Consider the following 15,861-nt stretch of genomic DNA (forward strand, 5'->3'; position numbering starts at 1 on the left):
CCAGGAGGACTTCCAGGTCATGCGCCACATGGCCAACCTCGAGACCGTCAACACCTACGAGGGCACGCACGACGTCCACGCCCTCATCCTCGGTCGAGCGATAACCGGCCTCCAGGCGTTCTTCTGAGCTCGACCGCGCCGGCATGAAAGGCGCTGAGCGCTTGCCTTGGGCGGTGTCGCGTGGCTGACTGTCCGCGCCCGTCCAAGGAAATGAACTCATGACGCTCGACCTCTGGCTGGCCTTCGTGACGGCCTCCATCGCACTCCTGATGATCCCCGGCCCGACCGTTCTGCTCGTGCTCAGCTACGCGGTGACGCAGGGCCGCCCGGTGGCGCTCGCGACGGCGGCGGGCGTGGCGCTCGGCGATTTCACCGCGATGACCGCTTCGCTCCTGGGGCTCGGCGCCATCGTCCTGGCCTCGGCGACGCTGTTCACGGCCCTGAAATGGATCGGCGCCGTCTATCTTGTCTGGCTCGGGCTGAAACTCCTTCGCACGAACCCCACGCGCGGAATCGGGATCGAGACGACGGCCACGCTTCCGCCGCGCGGCGTATTCGGGCATGCGGCGGCCGTGACCGCTCTCAACCCGAAGTCCATCGCCTTCTTCATCGCCTTCGTGCCGCAGTTCCTGCGCCCAGCCGAACCCCTCGCCCCGCAGTTCGCGATCCTGATCGCCACATTCGTCTCGCTCGCGGCGGTGAATGCGCTCGCCTACGCGCTCCTCGCTGACAGGATGCGCGCCCGCATCCGCCGCCCGGCCACATTGCGCTGGCTGAACCGCGCCGGCGGGGGCGCGCTGATCGGCATGGGGCTGCTGACCGCGGCGCTCCGCCGCGCGTGATGCGGACTGTCCGCTCTCCCCTGAAACGACGAAGCGTCGTCAGCCCTCCGGCCCTTCGCCGAGGGCCTGGGCCACAAGTTCCTCGCGACACAGGCCGCGGCGCCGAAGTTCCTGTATGCCCGCGCGGCATTCCAGACAGCGATCGAAGCCAATCCTTCCCGCCCTAGGCGTTGCTCGAAGGTCCCGGGGGCAGAATGTCTTCGTCGGCCTCGCCTCCGCCATGCGAGACATGGCTTTCGACGTGCAGCTTTCCGTGCTTCGGCTCGGGATGCGCCACTTTCGCCGGAGCACGCCCCGGCATGCCATCCTCGGGCTCGAAGGGTTCCGACACGCTCTTCACCTTCCCGCCAAGACCTTTCAGCAGCGCCTCGAGAACCGAATCCTGCGGCACAAGGAGCCGTCCGCTTTCGATCTGGCAGGGCGCACGGCGGTGCCCCACATGCCAGGCAAGGCGCAGGAGATCCCTGCCCGTCACCTCCAGCAGATCCTCCCTGGCGGGAACGACCTCGACGAGACTGCCATCCGAAAGCCGAAAGGCGTCCTTCTCGAACAGCCGCGTCTTTTCCGGGAGATCGACCCTGAAGGCCCGGCCGGAATCGGTCACGAGACGCTTGCGGCGCAGATGCCGCTCGGCATGGGTCAACTCCACCTTCTCGGCCGCGCCGGTCCAGGTTCCGGCACGCAAGACCTCGGCTGCGATCGGAAGTTTTCGCATTGGCGGCCCTCCCCTTCAGGTTCCCCACTAGGCGCGACCAGTGTCACAGCCTGCGGGTCCTGCGGCAAGGGGGGCGTTGACGCAGGCCCTCGCGCTTCAGCAGCGATAGGCCTTGGCATGCACCATGTAGACCTCGCCCGACGGTGGCACCGGGTCGAAGACGACGGTGTTTGCACCTGCATCCCTCGCGTCCGCCATGACCTTGTTGCGGGCGTACATGAGCGCCTTGTCGGTCACGACCGGTCCGTAGACACCCGGCGTCATGCGGATGTCGGTGACGTAGGTGCAGGACGCCACCTGGTCCGGCAGCGCGTCCTGCACGCCGTTGACGCCGGTGAAGCCGGGATCGTTGCAGGCCGCGAGCGCACCGAGCGCGGCGATTGGAAGAATAATGCGGATCATGTCTTGCTCTGCCTCCGGATGGCACCTGTCCCGGTGCCTTCCCTGAATCTGCCCCGGCGGCGGAACGCAGGCAAGACCCCGCCAGTCCGGCGCCACGGCTTGGGCATCCTTCCGCCGCCGGGGTCTCCGGCATGCCGACGCGCGCTCGCATGCCGATACGGCCCGGTTTGGGCGCAATGCCCACTGGAAACCGGCGGCCCGGCGGTGTAACCGCAAGCCATGACACAGAGCCTCACGATCCGCCGCCCCGACGACTGGCATCTTCACCTGCGCGACGGCGCCATGCTGGAGGGCGTCCTGCCCGAAAGCGCCCGCCACTTCGCACGCGCCATCATCATGCCGAACCTCGTGCCCCCCGTCGTGACGGGACGTGACGCGGCCGCCTACCGCGACCGGATCCTCGCCGCCCTGCCCGAAGGCATGGCTTTCGAGCCCCTGATGACGCTTTACCTCACCGAGGACACCGATCCCGAGGACGTCGCCGCGGCGCACGCCTCCGGTCTCGTTAAGGCGGTGAAGCTCTATCCCGCGGGCGCGACGACGAACTCGGCATCGGGCGTGCGTGACTTCGACCGGGTGCGCGGCGTTCTGGAAAGGATGGCCGAGATCGGCCTGCCCCTGTGCGTCCACGGCGAAGTGACCGACCCCGCAATCGACATCTTCGACCGGGAAGCCGTGTTCATCGACCGCGTGCTCGACCCGATCCGCCGCAAGACGCCGGGCCTGCGCGTCGTGATGGAGCACATCACCACCAAGGAAGGCGTCGCCTATGCCGGCACCGCGGGTGACGACCTCGGGGCGACGATCACCACGCACCACCTCATCATCAACCGCAACCACATCCTCGCGGGTGGCATCCGGCCGCACTACTACTGCCTTCCGGTCGCCAAGCGCGAGGAGCACCGCCTTGCGCTCCGCGCGGCCGCCACGTCGGGCGCGCCGCGCTTCTTCCTCGGCACGGACTCGGCCCCGCATATCGACGCGCTGAAGGAACACGCCTGCGGCTGCGCGGGCTGCTTCACCGCAACGAACACGATGTCGATCCTCGCCCATGTCTTCGAGGAGGAAGGTGCGCTGGACCGGCTGGAGGCCTTCACCTCGCTGAACGGCCCCGCCTTCTACCGGCTGCCCCCGAACGAGGAGCGCATCACGCTCACCAAGGGTGAAACGGTGGACTATCCGAAGAAGATCCAGACCGGCGCCGGGCCAGTCACCGTCTTCGAACCGGGCTTCCCGCTCCTGTGGCGCGTCGCAGCCTGATGTTTCATTTCGGCCGAGACACTTCCGCGTGCGGTGGAAGTGCCCCGGCCCCGTCCAAAGCCTGATCGAGGAGCCCCAGATGATCCCGAGTTCCTTCCCGCCGAAAGAAGAGATCGCCCGCCTGACCGCGCGGATGCTGCTTGAAATCAAGGCGGTGCATTTCAACGCCGAAACGCCCTTCACGCTCGCGTCGGGTCTGCCCTCGCCCACCTATATCGACTGCCGCAAGCTCATCTCCTTCCCGCGCATCCGGTCGGTGCTGATGGACTTCATGGCCGTCACCGTGATGCGCGAGGCGGGCTTCGAGGCGTTCGACAACGTCGCGGGCGGCGAAACGGCGGGCATCCCCTTCGCGGCGCTCGTCGCGGAACGGCTCGGCCTGCCGATGACCTACGTGCGGAAAAAGCCCAAGGGCTACGGCCGCAACGCCCGTATCGAGGGCGCGATGAGCGAAGGCGAGCGGGTGCTCCTGGTCGAGGACCTGACGACCGACGGCGGCTCGAAGCTGTCCTTCGTGGACGCGATCCGCGAAACCGGCGCCTCCTGCGGCCACACGGCGGTGATCTTCTACTACGGCATCTTCCCCGAGACGGAAAAGACGCTCGGCGACCACGGCGTGCGCCTCCATCACCTCTGCACTTGGTGGGACGTCCTTGCCGAAGCGCGCGAGACCGGTGCCTTCGACGCGGCGACGCTTTCGGAGGTCGAGGCGTTTCTCTCGGCTCCGCGCGCCTGGCAGGAAGCACGCGCCAAGGATTGAACAACCGGTCAAAAATACCGGTGGATAATTCGCGGTCTCCTGTGGACAACCCCTGACTCCCACCGGGAGCCGAATCGCTATCTTGTGTGCGACCTTCGCAGACAGGGTCGAAATGTGGTAAGAGACTCGCAGCGGGCAAACGGTCGCCCTGCCTTCCACAGGCTTCGGGGCGACTTACCCACAGATCCATCCCATTGCGCGGGATGGCCAAGACCCGTTAATCGGGCGCGGGCAGTGGAGAGGCAGAGGCAATGAACGAAGTCAGAGCGATTCGCGACGCCGCCCCGGACGCGGCGGAACCAGACTCGCTTCCCCACAACATCGAGGCCGAACAGCAGCTGCTCGGCGCGATCCTCACCAACAACGACATCTACGACCGCATCGCCTCGACCGTACGGGCAGAGCATTTCTTCGACCCGGTTCACCGGCGTATCTTCGAGATCGCTGCGGCGAAGATCCAGAAGAACGCGCTCGCGTCACCGGTCACGCTGAAAGGCTACCTGGAGGACGATCCGGGGCTGAAGGAACTTGGCGGTCCGGCCTATCTTGCGCGCCTCGCCGGCGCCGCGATCTCGGCTTTCGCCGCGCGCGACTATGCGCAGATGATCTATGACCTGGCGATCCGCCGCCAGCTGATCCGGCTCGGGCGCGAAATCTCGGCCCGCGCGGCGACCGTGTCGGTCGACAGCGACCCCGACTCGCAGATCGTCGCGGCGGAACAGGACCTCTACGCGCTGGCCGAGAAAGGTCAGTCCGAAAAAGGCTTCGTTTCGTTCCTCAAGGCGGTGACCGAGGCGGTCAACGTCGCCAACGCCGCCTACCAGCGGGATGGCGGCCTAGCGGGGGTCTCGACGGGCCTCGCCGATCTCGACAAGAAGCTCGGCGGCCTGCATCGGTCGGACCTTCTGATCCTCGCCGGGCGGCCCTCCATGGGCAAGACCTCGCTCGCCACCAACATCGCCTTCAACGTCGCCAAGGCATATCGCCGCGGTCGGCTTCCCGACGGGTCGGAAGGCGCCGTGGGCGGCGGCGTCGTGGGCTTCTTCTCGCTCGAAATGTCGTCCGAACAGCTCGCGGCCCGGATTCTGTCCGAGGCAGCCGAAGTTCCCTCCGAGCAGATCCGGAAGGGCGACATGACCGAGGGCGAGTTCCGCCGCTTCGTCGAAGCCGCGAAGTCGCTGGAATCCTGCCCGCTCTATATCGACGACACGCCGGCGCTGCCGATCTCCCAGCTTGCCGCCCGCGCGCGGCGGCTGAAGCGGACGCACGGCCTTGACGTTCTGATCATCGACTATCTCCAGCTCGTGCGCCCGGCCTCCGCCAAGGACAGCCGCGTGAACGAGGTTTCCGAGATCACGCAGGGCCTCAAGGCGATCGCCAAGGAACTCGACATCCCCGTGATCGCCCTCTCCCAGCTATCGCGCCAGGTCGAAAGCCGCGACGACAAGCGCCCGCAGCTTTCGGACCTTCGCGAATCGGGCTCGATCGAGCAGGACGCCGACGTCGTGATGTTCGTGTTCCGTGAGGAATATTACCGCGAACGCGAGAAGCCGGGCGACCATGACCTGGAGGCGATGGCCAAGTGGCAGCAGATCATGGAACAGGTCCACGGCAAGGCCGAGGTCATCATCGGCAAGCAGCGTCACGGTCCCATCGGCACCGTCGAACTCGCATTCGAGGGCCGCTTCACACGCTTCTCGAACCTCGAACGGCATTGGGAACCGCGGGGCGACGAGGGGTTCTGAGCCTCCCCGCGCGCGCGCCCGGGCCGCCACGGTGGCTTTCCCCTTGACCTTCTCCCGGCACCTGTCAAAACCCCCCGCATGGCTGGTGGAATACTCCAAATCGACCTCGACGCCGTCGCCCGCAACTGGCGCGCGCTCGACCGGATGAGCGATCCGTGCGTGCAAACGGGCGCCGTAGTGAAAGCCGACGCCTATGGGCTCGGCGCCGCGCGGGTCGCGCGCACCCTCGCGCACGCGGGGGCGCGGCGTTTCTTCGTCGCGATTGCCGAGGAAGGTGCGGCCCTCCGCGCCGCGCTTGGAGAGGGCCCCGAGATCTCGGTCTTTTCCGGCCACATGGAAGGCGACATGGCGCTGATCCGGGACAGCGCGCTCACGCCCATGCTGAACTCGCCCGAACAGATCGCCCGGCATCTGGAGTCCCTGCCCGACCATCCCTTCGGCATCCAGCTCGACACCGGCATGAACCGGCTCGGGATCGAGGCGCCGGACTGGGCCTCCGTCTGCTCCCGCGTTCTGGAGAATGGCCCCATCCTGGTCATGAGCCACCTCGCCTGCGCCGATGAGCCCGATCACCCGATGAACGCGGCCCAGCTTGCCCAGTTCCGCGCGATGACCGACGGCGTTGGGGTCCCGCGCTCGCTCTCGGCCACCGGCGGGATTCTTCTCGGCCCGGAGTATCACTTCGACGTCACGCGACCGGGCATCGGCCTTTACGGCGCCCTGCCCTTCGCGGAGGCCGAACCCGTCGTCCGCCTTTCGCTCCCGGTCGTCCAGGTGCGCGACCTGGCGCCGGGCGAAACGGTCGGCTACGGCTGCTCCTTCACCGCCGAGGGCCCCGCGCGGATCGCGACCGTGTCCGGCGGCTATGCGGATGGCCTTCTGCGCGCACTGTCCGGCCGCGCAACGCTCTTCGCCGGCGACCGGCCCTGCCCCATCGCGGGCCGTGTCTCGATGGATCTCATCACGGTTGACGTGACGCATCTGTCCGAGGCGCCTGCAACGCTCGACATCCTTTGCCCGGCGCAGGGAGTGGACAGGCTCGCCGACGCGGCGGGCACCATCGGCTACGAGATCCTGACCTCGCTTGGTCCGCGTTACGCGCGCCGCCACGCGGGAGGTGCCGCGTGACCCTGCTCGCCCCCGTAGCCGGCGTCGGTCGCGCGCTTCTGGCGATGCTCGCCAATTTCGGCCGGATCGCGATCTTCGCGGTGCAGACGCTGTCCTATATCCTGCGGCCACCGTTCTATTTCCGCGAGTTCCTGCACGCGCTGATGCAGATCGGCTATTTCAGCCTTCCGGTGGTCGGCATGACGGCGATCTTCACCGGCGGCGCGCTCGCCCTTCAGATCTACGCGGGCGGATCGCGGTTCAACGCCGAAAGCGTTGTGCCCTCGATCGTCGCGATCGGCATGACGCGGGAACTCGGCCCGGTCCTCGGCGGGCTCATGGTCGCGGCGCGCGTCGCCTCCTCGATCGCGGCCGAAATCGGCACGATGAAGGTTACGGAACAGATCGACGCCCTGGTAACTTTGTCGACCAACCCCATGAAATACCTCGTGGTTCCGCGCGTCGTCGCCGCAACGCTCGCGGTGCCGGTCCTCGTGGGCGTCGGCGACGCGATCGGGATATGGGGCGGCTATCTCGTCGGCGTGACGCGGCTCGACTTCAACGCCGCGACCTATCTGAAGAACACCGTCGACTTCCTCGAGGCCTGGGACGTTGGCTCGGGCCTCGTGAAGGGCGCGGCCTTCGGCTTCATTGTCGCCCTGATGGGCTGCTACCACGGCATGCACTCGGGCCGTGGCGCGCAGGGCGTCGGCCGCGCGACCAAGTCCGCGGTCGTCGCGGCCTCGGTCCTCATCCTCGCGACGAACTACCTGCTGACGGAGGTCTTCTTCTCCGCATGATCGAGCTTCGGGACGTCCACAAGGCATTCGGCACGAACCGCGTCCTGCGGGGCGTGAACCTGACCGTCCCCCAAGGCAAGAGCATGGTCATCATCGGCGGCTCCGGGACAGGAAAATCCGTTCTTCTCAAGTGCATCCTCGGCCTCGTTAAACCGGATTCCGGGCAGATACTCGTCGACGGTCAGGACGTCGATACGGTCTCCCGCGATGCCTTCCTCGCCCGTTTCGGGATGCTCTTCCAGGGCGCCGCGCTCTTCGACTCCCTGTCGGTCTGGCAGAACGTCGCCTTCCGCCTTCTCCGCGGCGCGCAGAAGCGCCCGAAGGAAGAGGCCCGCGCCATCGCGATCGAGAAGCTGCGCCGCGTCGGGCTGAAGCCCGAGGTCGCGGACCTTTTCCCGGCCGAGCTTTCGGGCGGCATGCAGAAGCGCGTGGGCCTAGCCCGCGCCATCGCCGCCGAGCCGGAAATCATCTTCTTCGACGAGCCCACGACCGGCCTCGACCCGATCATGGCCGGCGTGATCAACGAACTGATCCGCGAGATCGTCGTGGAGATGGGCGTGACCGCCATGACCATCACCCACGACATGTCGAGCGTCCGCGCCATCGCCGACCAGGTTGCGATGCTGCATGCCGGCCTTATCCAGTGGACCGGACCGATCGAGGAAATGGACGCCGCGACAGACCCTTACCTGCAGCAGTTCATCCACGGTCGGGCGGAAGGGCCGATCGAGTCCGTGCGATGATCCTCCGCTTCGCGAACCTCGCGCTCCTGGTCCTCTTCCCGCTCGCCTGGGCCGCACCGATGCTGCGGGCGGGGCTTCTCCCGCTCTTCGGGCTCGAAGAAATCTCCGTCCTGACGGGCCTTCAGGCCCTTTGGGAGAAGGACATCTTCCTCGCGCTCATCGTCACCTTCTTCGCCCTCTTCGCGCCCTACATTAAGACGCTGGGCCTCGCCCTCGTGCAATTCCACCTCGCGTCGCCCCGACTTCTCCCCGTGCTTCATTTGCTCGGCCGACTGGCGATGGCCGACATCTTCCTGATCGCGCTCTACATCGTCGTGGCCAAGGGCGTCGGCGTCGGACGCGTCGAGACCGCCTGGGGCCTCTACCTGTTCACGGCCTGCATCCTGTCCTCTCTCGCAATCTCCTTCCTGACCGAGCGTCAGCAGGAGCCCCCGCACCAGAGTTGACGGGCAGCTTGCGGCCGAGGACCGAACCGGGCATCAAGACCGCATGGCAAAGCCCACGGCATCCTTTACCTGCACTTCCTGCGGCGCGGTCCACAAGAAATGGGCCGGGCGCTGCGACGCCTGCGGCGCGTGGAACACCATCGTGGAGGAGGCGCCGCTTTCGGCCGGCCCCGCCGCGAAATCCCTTGGCGCGGAGCGCGGCCGCCGGATCGAACTGACCACCCTCGCCACCGAGGAGACACCTCCGCCGCGCACCGGCTCCGGCATGGCGGAGCTCGACCGCGTCCTCGGCGGCGGCCTCGTGCCGGCCTCCGCCATCCTCGTCGGGGGCGATCCGGGCATCGGGAAGTCCACGCTTCTTCTCCAAGCCACCGCAAGTTTTGCCCGCAAGGGATTGTCGTGCATATACATTTCCGGCGAGGAGGCGAGCGCGCAGGTTCGCATGCGCGCCGCGCGCCTGGGCCTGTCGGACGCGCCGGTCCAACTCGCCTCCGAGACGAACCTTCGTGACATCGTCACGACGCTGGACACCCTTCGCCCCGACCTCGCGATCATCGACTCGATCCAGACGATGTGGGCCGACAACGTTGAAAGCGCGCCCGGCTCCGTCGCGCAAGTCCGGGCTGGTGCGCATGAACTCGTGAGTTTCGCGAAACGCCGCGGCACCTCGGTCATCCTCGTCGGGCACGTGACGAAGGAAGGCCAGATCGCCGGTCCCCGTGTGGTCGAGCACATGGTCGACACGGTCCTGTATTTCGAAGGCGAGCGTGGCCACCAGTTCCGCATCCTCCGCGCGGTGAAGAACCGCTTCGGCCCCGCCGATGAGATCGGCGTCTTCGAAATGACGGGCGCGGGCCTTTCCGAGGTCGCGAACCCGTCCGCCCTGTTCCTGTCCGAACGGGGCACCTCGGCCCCGGGCTCGGCAGTCTTCGCCGGGATCGAGGGCACGCGCCCCGTGCTGACCGAGATCCAGGCGCTCGTGGCGCCATCGACGCTCGGCACGCCGCGCCGCACCGTCGTCGGCCTCGATTCGAACCGCCTTTCGACGATCCTTGCAGTATTGGAGGCTCGCTGCGGCATTCCCTTCGCCGGGCTCGACGTGTTCCTGAACGTGGCGGGCGGGCTGCGCGTATCCGAGCCTGCCGCGGACCTCGCCGTGGCGGCGGCCCTCTTGTCGGCGCGCGAGGACGTTGCACTGCCGCCGGACATGGTTGTTTTCGGCGAAATCAGCCTCTCTGGCGCGCTGCGGCCGGTGGGCCAGACGGAAAACAGGTTGAAAGAGGCGCGAAAACTTGGTTTTTCACAGGCGATTGCCCCCGAACACAGCAAATTCGTGGGGGGAGAAGACATGCGGGTCAAAAAAATGCCCGATCTTGTGACTATGGTCGGCGAAATCTTCGGAGCTGGCTGAAAGTCCGAAAGGAGCGAGGGAATGGAAGGTTTCACCGTCGTGGACGCCGTTGTCGCGGTCGTCATCGTTCTGTCGGCGATCCTCGCCTACAGCCGCGGTTTCGTGCGGGAGGCGCTTGCAATCGGCGGTTGGATCGCGGCAGCGGTCATCGCCTTCATCTTCGCCGAGCAGGTCCGGCCGATGGTGGCGCAGGTCCCCGTGCTCGACAAATTCCTCGGCGACAGCTGCGAACTGGCGATGATCGCCGCCTTCGCCGCCGTCTTCGCAGTCGCACTCGTGGTCTTCGCCATCTTCACACCGCTCTTCGCCTCGGTCGTGCAACGCTCGGCGCTGTCCGGCATCGACCAGGGCCTCGGTTTCCTCTTCGGCGTTCTCAGGGGCATCGTCCTCGTCGCGGTGGCCTTCGTCGTCTATGACCGTGCGCTCGTTGACCAGGCTGTGCCGGTGGTGAGCGACTCGCGGTCGGCCGAGGTCTTCGCTCGCATGGAGCAGAGCCTGAACGAACAGCTGCCGCAGGACGCGCCGGGCTGGATCGTCGCGCGCTACGACGAACTGATGTCGAGCTGCGGCCCGCGCCCCGAGTCCGCACCGGCCGCCGAGACGCCGCCGGCGGAAGGCTCCGCGGCCCCGGCAGCCGGGAACTGACCGCCGGCTGATACTGGCGGGCTGCCGAAATGGCAGGGCCGGGGTGTCGGATTTTTATGTGACTTGCACGTGACACTCGCGTCGCTTGTCACTAAATGAGACGCGAAAGACACCCCGGATTCGGAGGCCAAGCGCGATGCGCACCTTCCCCCGCCACCCGTTCGACCCGATTTCAGACGGGGACAAGCTCAAGGAAGAGTGCGGCGTGTTCGGCGTCATCGGCGTAGCCGAGGCGGCGAACTTCGTGGCTCTCGGACTCCACGCGCTCCAGCATCGCGGCCAGGAGGCAGGCGGCATCGTCTCCTACGACCCGGAGCACGGTTTCAACTCCGCCCGCCGTTTTGGCTACGTCCGCGACAACTTCACCAAGGCGTCTCTGATGGAAACGCTTCCCGGTGAGCTTGCCATCGGCCATGTCCGTTACTCGACCGCCGGCTCGAAAGGCCACACGGCGATCCGCGATGTGCAGCCGTTCTTCGGCGAATTCTCCATGGGCGGGGCGGCGATCGCGCATAACGGCAACATCACAAACGCCGCGGCGCTCCGCCGGGAGCTGATCGAGCGCGGCTCGATCTTCCAGTCCTCTTCCGATTCGGAATGCATCATCCACCTGATGGCGCGGTCCATCCAGAAGAACATCCCCGAGCGGGTAAAGGATGCGCTGCGCCGGGTCGAGGGCGCCTTCTCGGTCATCGCGATGACGCGGACGAAACTCATCGGCGTGCGCGACGCGCTCGGCGTCCGGCCTCTGGTCCTCGGCCGCATCGGCGATGACGGTTATGTCCTCTCCTCCGAAACCTGCGCGCTCGACATCATCGGCGCGGAGTTCGTGCGCGAGATCGAGCCCGGCGAGATGGTGGTGATCTCGAAGGGTGAGCTGGAAAGCTCCCGTCCTTTCGCGCCCGCGAAGCCGCGGTTCTGCATCTTCGAACACGTCTATTTCTCGCGCCCCGATTCGATCCTCGGCGGCCGCTCCGTCTACGAGACCCGCCGCCAGATCGGCGTGGAACTCGCCCGCGAGGCGCCGATCGATGCCGATCTCGTCTGCCCGGTGCCGGATTCCGGCACCCCCGCGGCGATCGGCTTCAGCCAGGAATCCGGCATCCCCTTCGCGATGGGGATCGTGCGCAACCAGTACATGGGCCGCACCTTCATCGAGCCGACCGAGCAGATCCGGAACATGGGTGTCCGACTGAAGCTCAACGTCAACCGGGCGCTCATCAAGGGCAAGCGCGTCATTCTGGTGGATGACAGCGTCGTGCGCGGGACGACCTCGCGCAAGATCAAGGACATGATCCTCGACGCGGGCGCGGCAGAGGTGCATTTCCGCATCGCGTCGCCGCCGACGGCGTGGCCCTGCTTCTACGGCGTCGACACGCCCGACCGCGGGAAGCTTCTCGCCGCGACGATGTCTGAAGACGAGATGCGCGACTGGATCGGCGTGGATTCGCTGCGCTTCATCTCTCTTGATGGGCTTTATCGTGCCGCCGGCGAGGCGCGCGGCCGCAATCCCGACGCGCCGCAGTACTGCGATGCCTGCTTCTCGGGCGAATACCCGGTGGCGCCCTCCGACCAGATCGAGAAGGGCTTCCAGATGAAGGCGGCGGAGTGACGCGCGGCGCGCTCCGCTTCCGCCCGCATCACTTCCTCTGCGCGCTCGGGTTCGAGGGCAAGGGCTACTCGGAAGAATTCACCGCAAACATGACGGAGATCGTCATGGACCGGCTTCGGCGCCCCGAAGGCGGCGCCGAGGTCATTGAAGTGACATGCGAGGCGGATGACATCTGCATACCCTGCCCGTCCCGGCGTGGCGTCGGCTGCGAAAGCACGGCGCGGATAACGACGCTGGACAAGGCCCACGCAGGCGCGCTCGGCCTGTCCGCGGGCGACCGCCTTTCCTGGGGCGAGGCATTGGACCGCATCCGCGAAAACGTCCCGCCGGGAAGCCTGTCGACGCTCTGCGCCGAATGCCAATGGCTGCCCTTGGGCCTCTGCGAAGCAGCCTTGGCGCGGCTCCACGCAGAATACGGTTGAAGCAAAGAAAAACGCCGCCCCGAAGGACGGCGTTCGCATCTTTTCGATGTGTCAGAGCCTGTCAGCTTTTCCGCGACTTCACGAACGACCAGCCGCCAGTGACCACCAGCGCCGCGATCGCGGCCTTGACGGCGTCGCCCACGAGGAACGGCATCATGCCGGCGACGACGGCCTTTTCGAAGCCGATGAAGGTCGCGAGCCAATACACGCCAGGCATGTAGAGCAGGGCCGAGACCGCGAGAGCGACGAGAAGCGTCGGAACGAGGCCCTTCACGCCGCGGTCAGCGGCGAGGCCGGCGAGGTAGGCCATCGCGACGAAGCCGAAGAGGAAGCCGGCCGTCGGGCCGACAAGGGCGGCGCCGGTCGCGCCCCCGGCGAAGACCGGAAGGCCGGCCGCGCCTTCGGCGAGGTAGGCGGCGACGGTCAGCGCGCCCATGCGTGCGCCGAACGTCAGACCGACGAAGAGGATCGCGAGAGTCTGCAGCGTCATCGGCACCGGGATCATCGGCACCTTGATCTGCGCCGACAGCGCGATGAGGAACGAGCCGCCCACGACCATGAGGATACGGGTCACCAGGGACTGGCTGGGCAGGAGGGCATGAGAAAGCGTCATCGTCGGGCCTTTCCTATGACGAATTTGGCGCGCAATCTCGCTGCGACGCCGCATGATGTCAATGATTACTGTTGCGCGGCGCCGCGCCCGGTGCGAAAGGGGCGGCATGACAGACACCACCGCATCCGCCCCGAAAACCGCCCTCGTGACCGGCGCCTCGCGTGGCCTCGGCTTCGCTCTCGCCGAAGCCCTCGGCGCCGCCGGGTGGCACGTGCTCGCCGTCGCCCGGACGACGGGCGGCCTCGAGGAGCTGGACGACCGGATCAAGGCGAAGGGCGGGAGCGCCACACTCGCGCCGATGGACATCACCAACGCCGATGCCATGGCGCATCTCGCCAAGTCGGTTGCGGAGCGCTGGGGCGGGATCGGGCTGTGGGCCCACGCGGCGATCCATGCAGCGCCTCTCGCGCCAGCAGGTCACATCGACGCCAAGGACATGTCCAAGTCGATCGCCACGAACCTCGCCGCCACCGCGACACTCATTCCACTGATCGAGCCGCTCCTTCGGGCGGGTCAGGGTACGGCGCTGTTCTTCGACGATCCGCGCGCCGGCGAGAAGTTCTTCGGCGCCTACGGCTCCACCAAGGGCGCGCAGATCGCGCTCGCCCGGAGCTGGCAGGCCGAAACCGTCCGGACCGGTCCCCGCGTCCTGATCGAAACGCCGAGACCCATGCCGACCGCCACCCGCGCCCGGTTCTTCCCCGGCGAGGACCGCGCGGCGCTGATCGAACCCGCAGTCGAGGCCGCCCGGCTTCTCGCGTCGCTCTGACGACACGCCGACAGCTGCGGGAATCCGTGCCGGGGGAACCGTTTGCCCCTCGACGGCCATCCGGCTCATGTTGCTTTACGCCCTCTCCCCCTTGGTCTAATCAAGGCCCTGAGGCAGGGGGCAGGCAATGCGAATTCTCATCACCAACGACGACGGAATCAACGCGCCGGGGCTTGAGGTTCTTACCGAGATCGCGACAGAGATCGCTGGCCCGGATGGCGAAGTCTGGACCGTTGCGCCCGCGTTCGAACAATCCGGCGTCGGCCACGCGATCAGCTATACCCATCCGATGATGATCGCCCGCCTCGCGCCGCGCCGATACGCAGCCGAGGGCAGCCCCGCCGACTGCGTCCTCGCGGGCCTTTACGACGTTCTGGAAGGCGGACGCCCCGACCTCGTCCTGTCCGGCGTGAACCGGGGCAACAACGCGGCCGAGAACGTGCTCTATTCCGGCACCGTCGGCGGCGCGATGGAAGCCGCCCTTCAGGGCCTGCCCGCGATCGCGCTCTCGCAGTTCATGGGCCCGGCGACGCAGGAACTCTTCGACCCGTTCGAGGCGGCGCGCGTCCACGGCGCCAAGGTCGTCCGGGCGCTCCTCGAAAAGGGAATATGGGACAAGGGCGACTACCGCCTTTTCTACAACGTGAACTTCCCGCCCGTGGGCGCGAGCGCCGTGAAGGGCATGAAGATCGCCGCGCAGGGCTACCGCACAGACACCTTCTTCGGCGTGGAGCCGCACATCTCCCCCTCGGGGCGCAAGTTCCTCTGGATCACCGGCGGGCCGCAACACCTGCCCACGGCTCCGGGAACGGACGTGGCCGTGAACATCGACGGCTACGTCGCCATCACGCCGATGCGCGCGGACCTGACGGCTCATGACACGATGGACGAACTCGGGGCGCGCTTCGGATGACGGAGGACGCCGAGCGGAAGATGCGCTTTCTGTTCGCGCTCCGCTCTCAGGGGGTTACCGACGCGCGCGTGCTGTCCGCGATGGAGAGGATCGACCGGGGCGCCTTCGTCACGGGCCTCTTCGCGGAACGCGCCTATGACGACACGCCGCTGCCGATTTCCTGCGGGCAGACGATCAGCCAGCCCTCGGTCGTGGGGCTGATGACGCAGGCCCTCGAAGTGACGCCCCGCGACAAGGTGCTGGAGGTCGGGACGGGCTCCGGCTACCAGGCCGCGGTCCTGTCGCTGCTCGCGCGCCGGGTCTACACCGTGGACCGTCACCGCCGCCTCGTGCGCGAGGCAGAAGCGCGTTTCGCGGCGCTTGGCCTTGCCAACATAACCGCCATCGTCGGGGATGGCAGCCGTGGCCTTCCCGACCAGGCCCCGTTCGACCGAATCCTTGTGACCGCCGCCGCCGAGGACCCGCCCGGGCCCCTATTGGCGCAACTGCGGGAAGGCGGTATCATGATTGTGCCGGTCGGGCAGTCGGATACCGTCCAGAGCCTCATCAAGGTGCGACGCGGTCCCGACGGCTTCGACTACGAGGAATTGCGGCCCGTACGCTTCGTGCCGCTCATCGAGGGGTTGGGCCAGGATTGACCGCCTCTCAAACCGACG

Annotated in this window: 18 protein-coding genes and 1 pseudogene; 16 read left to right on the forward strand and 3 right to left on the reverse strand. The window is 67.1% G+C overall.

What is annotated here, in order from left to right; translation table 11 throughout:
• Together ABCN56_RS16760 and ABCN56_RS16765 are read left to right on the forward strand one after the other, a co-directional pair.
• Positions 1-127, forward strand: a pseudogene (locus tag ABCN56_RS16760) (acyl-CoA dehydrogenase); the annotation flags it as partial.
• Positions 128-218: 91 nt separating this feature from the next.
• Positions 219-842: a LysE family translocator gene (locus ABCN56_RS16765; protein WP_343081981.1), complete on the forward strand. Its 624-nt coding sequence runs from the start codon at positions 219-221 to the stop codon at positions 840-842.
• 163 nt (positions 843-1,005) lie between these two features.
• Here ABCN56_RS16765 and ABCN56_RS16770 read toward each other — a convergent pair whose 3' ends face one another.
• Both ABCN56_RS16770 and ABCN56_RS16775 read right to left on the reverse strand, forming a co-directional pair.
• On the reverse strand, positions 1,006-1,557 hold the full coding sequence (locus tag ABCN56_RS16770) for an urease accessory protein UreE (protein ID WP_343081982.1): 552 nt from the start codon (positions 1,555-1,557) through the stop codon (positions 1,006-1,008).
• A gap of 96 nt (positions 1,558-1,653) precedes the next feature.
• Positions 1,654-1,959 carry a hypothetical protein gene (locus tag ABCN56_RS16775; RefSeq protein ID WP_343081983.1) on the reverse strand — a complete coding sequence of 102 codons (306 nt, stop codon included), beginning with the start codon at positions 1,957-1,959 and terminating at the stop codon, positions 1,654-1,656.
• Positions 1,960-2,178: 219 nt separating this feature from the next.
• Here ABCN56_RS16775 and pyrC point away from each other — a divergent pair, with 219 nt between their 5' ends.
• From pyrC to ABCN56_RS16830, 11 genes are all read left to right on the forward strand, one after another.
• Complete coding sequence (gene pyrC / locus ABCN56_RS16780; protein ID WP_343081984.1) at positions 2,179-3,219, forward strand: dihydroorotase; 1,041 nt, start codon at positions 2,179-2,181, stop codon at positions 3,217-3,219.
• Between the two features lie 79 nt (positions 3,220-3,298).
• Positions 3,299-3,979 (forward strand): orotate phosphoribosyltransferase, encoded by a 681-nt coding sequence (locus ABCN56_RS16785; protein WP_343081985.1) that lies wholly within the window; start codon positions 3,299-3,301, stop codon positions 3,977-3,979.
• 251 nt (positions 3,980-4,230) lie between these two features.
• Positions 4,231-5,724, forward strand: a complete 1,494-nt coding sequence (locus tag ABCN56_RS16790; RefSeq protein WP_343081986.1) for a replicative DNA helicase — start codon at positions 4,231-4,233, stop codon at positions 5,722-5,724.
• A gap of 78 nt (positions 5,725-5,802) precedes the next feature.
• Positions 5,803-6,852, forward strand: coding sequence for an alanine racemase (alr, locus tag ABCN56_RS16795; RefSeq protein WP_343081987.1), 1,050 nt, complete (start codon positions 5,803-5,805; stop codon positions 6,850-6,852).
• A 44-nt stretch (positions 6,853-6,896) separates the two neighbouring features.
• Positions 6,897-7,631, forward strand: a complete 735-nt coding sequence (locus ABCN56_RS16800) for an MlaE family ABC transporter permease (protein WP_425466125.1) — start codon at positions 6,897-6,899, stop codon at positions 7,629-7,631.
• Positions 7,628-8,374: an ABC transporter ATP-binding protein gene (locus tag ABCN56_RS16805; RefSeq protein WP_343081989.1), complete on the forward strand. Its 747-nt coding sequence runs from the start codon at positions 7,628-7,630 to the stop codon at positions 8,372-8,374. The genes ABCN56_RS16800 and ABCN56_RS16805 overlap by 4 nt, the downstream gene beginning before the upstream one ends.
• On the forward strand, positions 8,374-8,820 hold the full coding sequence (locus ABCN56_RS16810; protein WP_343082350.1) for a paraquat-inducible protein A: 447 nt from the start codon (positions 8,374-8,376) through the stop codon (positions 8,818-8,820). The genes ABCN56_RS16805 and ABCN56_RS16810 overlap by 1 nt, the downstream gene beginning before the upstream one ends.
• A gap of 43 nt (positions 8,821-8,863) precedes the next feature.
• On the forward strand, positions 8,864-10,231 hold the full coding sequence (radA, locus tag ABCN56_RS16815; RefSeq protein ID WP_343081990.1) for a DNA repair protein RadA: 1,368 nt from the start codon (positions 8,864-8,866) through the stop codon (positions 10,229-10,231).
• Positions 10,232-10,252: 21 nt separating this feature from the next.
• Positions 10,253-10,876 carry a CvpA family protein gene (locus ABCN56_RS16820; protein ID WP_343081991.1) on the forward strand — a complete coding sequence of 208 codons (624 nt, stop codon included), beginning with the start codon at positions 10,253-10,255 and terminating at the stop codon, positions 10,874-10,876.
• 136 nt (positions 10,877-11,012) lie between these two features.
• Positions 11,013-12,488: an amidophosphoribosyltransferase gene (gene purF / locus ABCN56_RS16825; protein ID WP_343081992.1), complete on the forward strand. Its 1,476-nt coding sequence runs from the start codon at positions 11,013-11,015 to the stop codon at positions 12,486-12,488.
• Positions 12,485-12,910: a DUF1284 domain-containing protein gene (locus ABCN56_RS16830; RefSeq protein WP_343081993.1), complete on the forward strand. Its 426-nt coding sequence runs from the start codon at positions 12,485-12,487 to the stop codon at positions 12,908-12,910. Before purF ends, ABCN56_RS16830 begins: the two co-directional genes overlap by 4 nt.
• A gap of 61 nt (positions 12,911-12,971) precedes the next feature.
• Here the strand turns inward: ABCN56_RS16830 and ABCN56_RS16835 are convergent, their stop codons facing one another.
• Positions 12,972-13,523 carry a biotin transporter BioY gene (locus ABCN56_RS16835; protein ID WP_343081994.1) on the reverse strand — a complete coding sequence of 184 codons (552 nt, stop codon included), beginning with the start codon at positions 13,521-13,523 and terminating at the stop codon, positions 12,972-12,974.
• A gap of 106 nt (positions 13,524-13,629) precedes the next feature.
• Here ABCN56_RS16835 and ABCN56_RS16840 point away from each other — a divergent pair, with 106 nt between their 5' ends.
• The 3 genes from ABCN56_RS16840 to ABCN56_RS16850 all read left to right on the forward strand — a co-directional run bounded on the left by ABCN56_RS16840 (position 13,630) and on the right by ABCN56_RS16850 (position 15,843).
• On the forward strand, positions 13,630-14,292 hold the full coding sequence (locus ABCN56_RS16840) for an SDR family NAD(P)-dependent oxidoreductase (RefSeq protein ID WP_343081995.1): 663 nt from the start codon (positions 13,630-13,632) through the stop codon (positions 14,290-14,292).
• 127 nt (positions 14,293-14,419) lie between these two features.
• Complete coding sequence (surE, locus tag ABCN56_RS16845) at positions 14,420-15,205, forward strand: 5'/3'-nucleotidase SurE (RefSeq protein ID WP_343081996.1); 786 nt, start codon at positions 14,420-14,422, stop codon at positions 15,203-15,205.
• Positions 15,202-15,843, forward strand: coding sequence for a protein-L-isoaspartate(D-aspartate) O-methyltransferase (locus ABCN56_RS16850; RefSeq protein ID WP_343081997.1), 642 nt, complete (start codon positions 15,202-15,204; stop codon positions 15,841-15,843). Before surE ends, ABCN56_RS16850 begins: the two co-directional genes overlap by 4 nt.
• Positions 15,844-15,861 lie beyond the last annotated feature (18 nt).

The sequence above is a fragment of the Ostreiculturibacter nitratireducens genome (assembly GCF_032670585.1).
Taxonomy (GTDB): Bacteria; Pseudomonadota; Alphaproteobacteria; order Rhodobacterales; family Rhodobacteraceae; genus Ostreiculturibacter; species Ostreiculturibacter nitratireducens.

Coding starts and splice junctions, on each gene's coding strand:
- ABCN56_RS16765 (WP_343081981.1), top strand. CDS start 219: ATGACGCTCGACCTCTGGCTGGCCTTCGTGACGGCCTCCATCGCACTC.
- purF (WP_343081992.1), top strand. CDS start 11,013: ATGCGCACCTTCCCCCGCCACCCGTTCGACCCGATTTCAGACGGGGAC.
- ABCN56_RS16835 (WP_343081994.1), bottom strand. CDS start 13,523: ATGACGCTTTCTCATGCCCTCCTGCCCAGCCAGTCCCTGGTGACCCGT.
- alr (WP_343081987.1), top strand. CDS start 5,803: ATGGCTGGTGGAATACTCCAAATCGACCTCGACGCCGTCGCCCGCAAC.
- ABCN56_RS16840 (WP_343081995.1), top strand. CDS start 13,630: ATGACAGACACCACCGCATCCGCCCCGAAAACCGCCCTCGTGACCGGC.
- ABCN56_RS16800 (WP_425466125.1), top strand. CDS start 6,897: ATGCTCGCCAATTTCGGCCGGATCGCGATCTTCGCGGTGCAGACGCTG.
- ABCN56_RS16770 (WP_343081982.1), bottom strand. CDS start 1,557: ATGCGAAAACTTCCGATCGCAGCCGAGGTCTTGCGTGCCGGAACCTGG.
- ABCN56_RS16850 (WP_343081997.1), top strand. CDS start 15,202: ATGACGGAGGACGCCGAGCGGAAGATGCGCTTTCTGTTCGCGCTCCGC.
- ABCN56_RS16775 (WP_343081983.1), bottom strand. CDS start 1,959: ATGATCCGCATTATTCTTCCAATCGCCGCGCTCGGTGCGCTCGCGGCC.
- ABCN56_RS16790 (WP_343081986.1), top strand. CDS start 4,231: ATGAACGAAGTCAGAGCGATTCGCGACGCCGCCCCGGACGCGGCGGAA.
- ABCN56_RS16785 (WP_343081985.1), top strand. CDS start 3,299: ATGATCCCGAGTTCCTTCCCGCCGAAAGAAGAGATCGCCCGCCTGACC.
- radA (WP_343081990.1), top strand. CDS start 8,864: ATGGCAAAGCCCACGGCATCCTTTACCTGCACTTCCTGCGGCGCGGTC.
- ABCN56_RS16820 (WP_343081991.1), top strand. CDS start 10,253: ATGGAAGGTTTCACCGTCGTGGACGCCGTTGTCGCGGTCGTCATCGTT.
- pyrC (WP_343081984.1), top strand. CDS start 2,179: ATGACACAGAGCCTCACGATCCGCCGCCCCGACGACTGGCATCTTCAC.
- ABCN56_RS16805 (WP_343081989.1), top strand. CDS start 7,628: ATGATCGAGCTTCGGGACGTCCACAAGGCATTCGGCACGAACCGCGTC.
- surE (WP_343081996.1), top strand. CDS start 14,420: ATGCGAATTCTCATCACCAACGACGACGGAATCAACGCGCCGGGGCTT.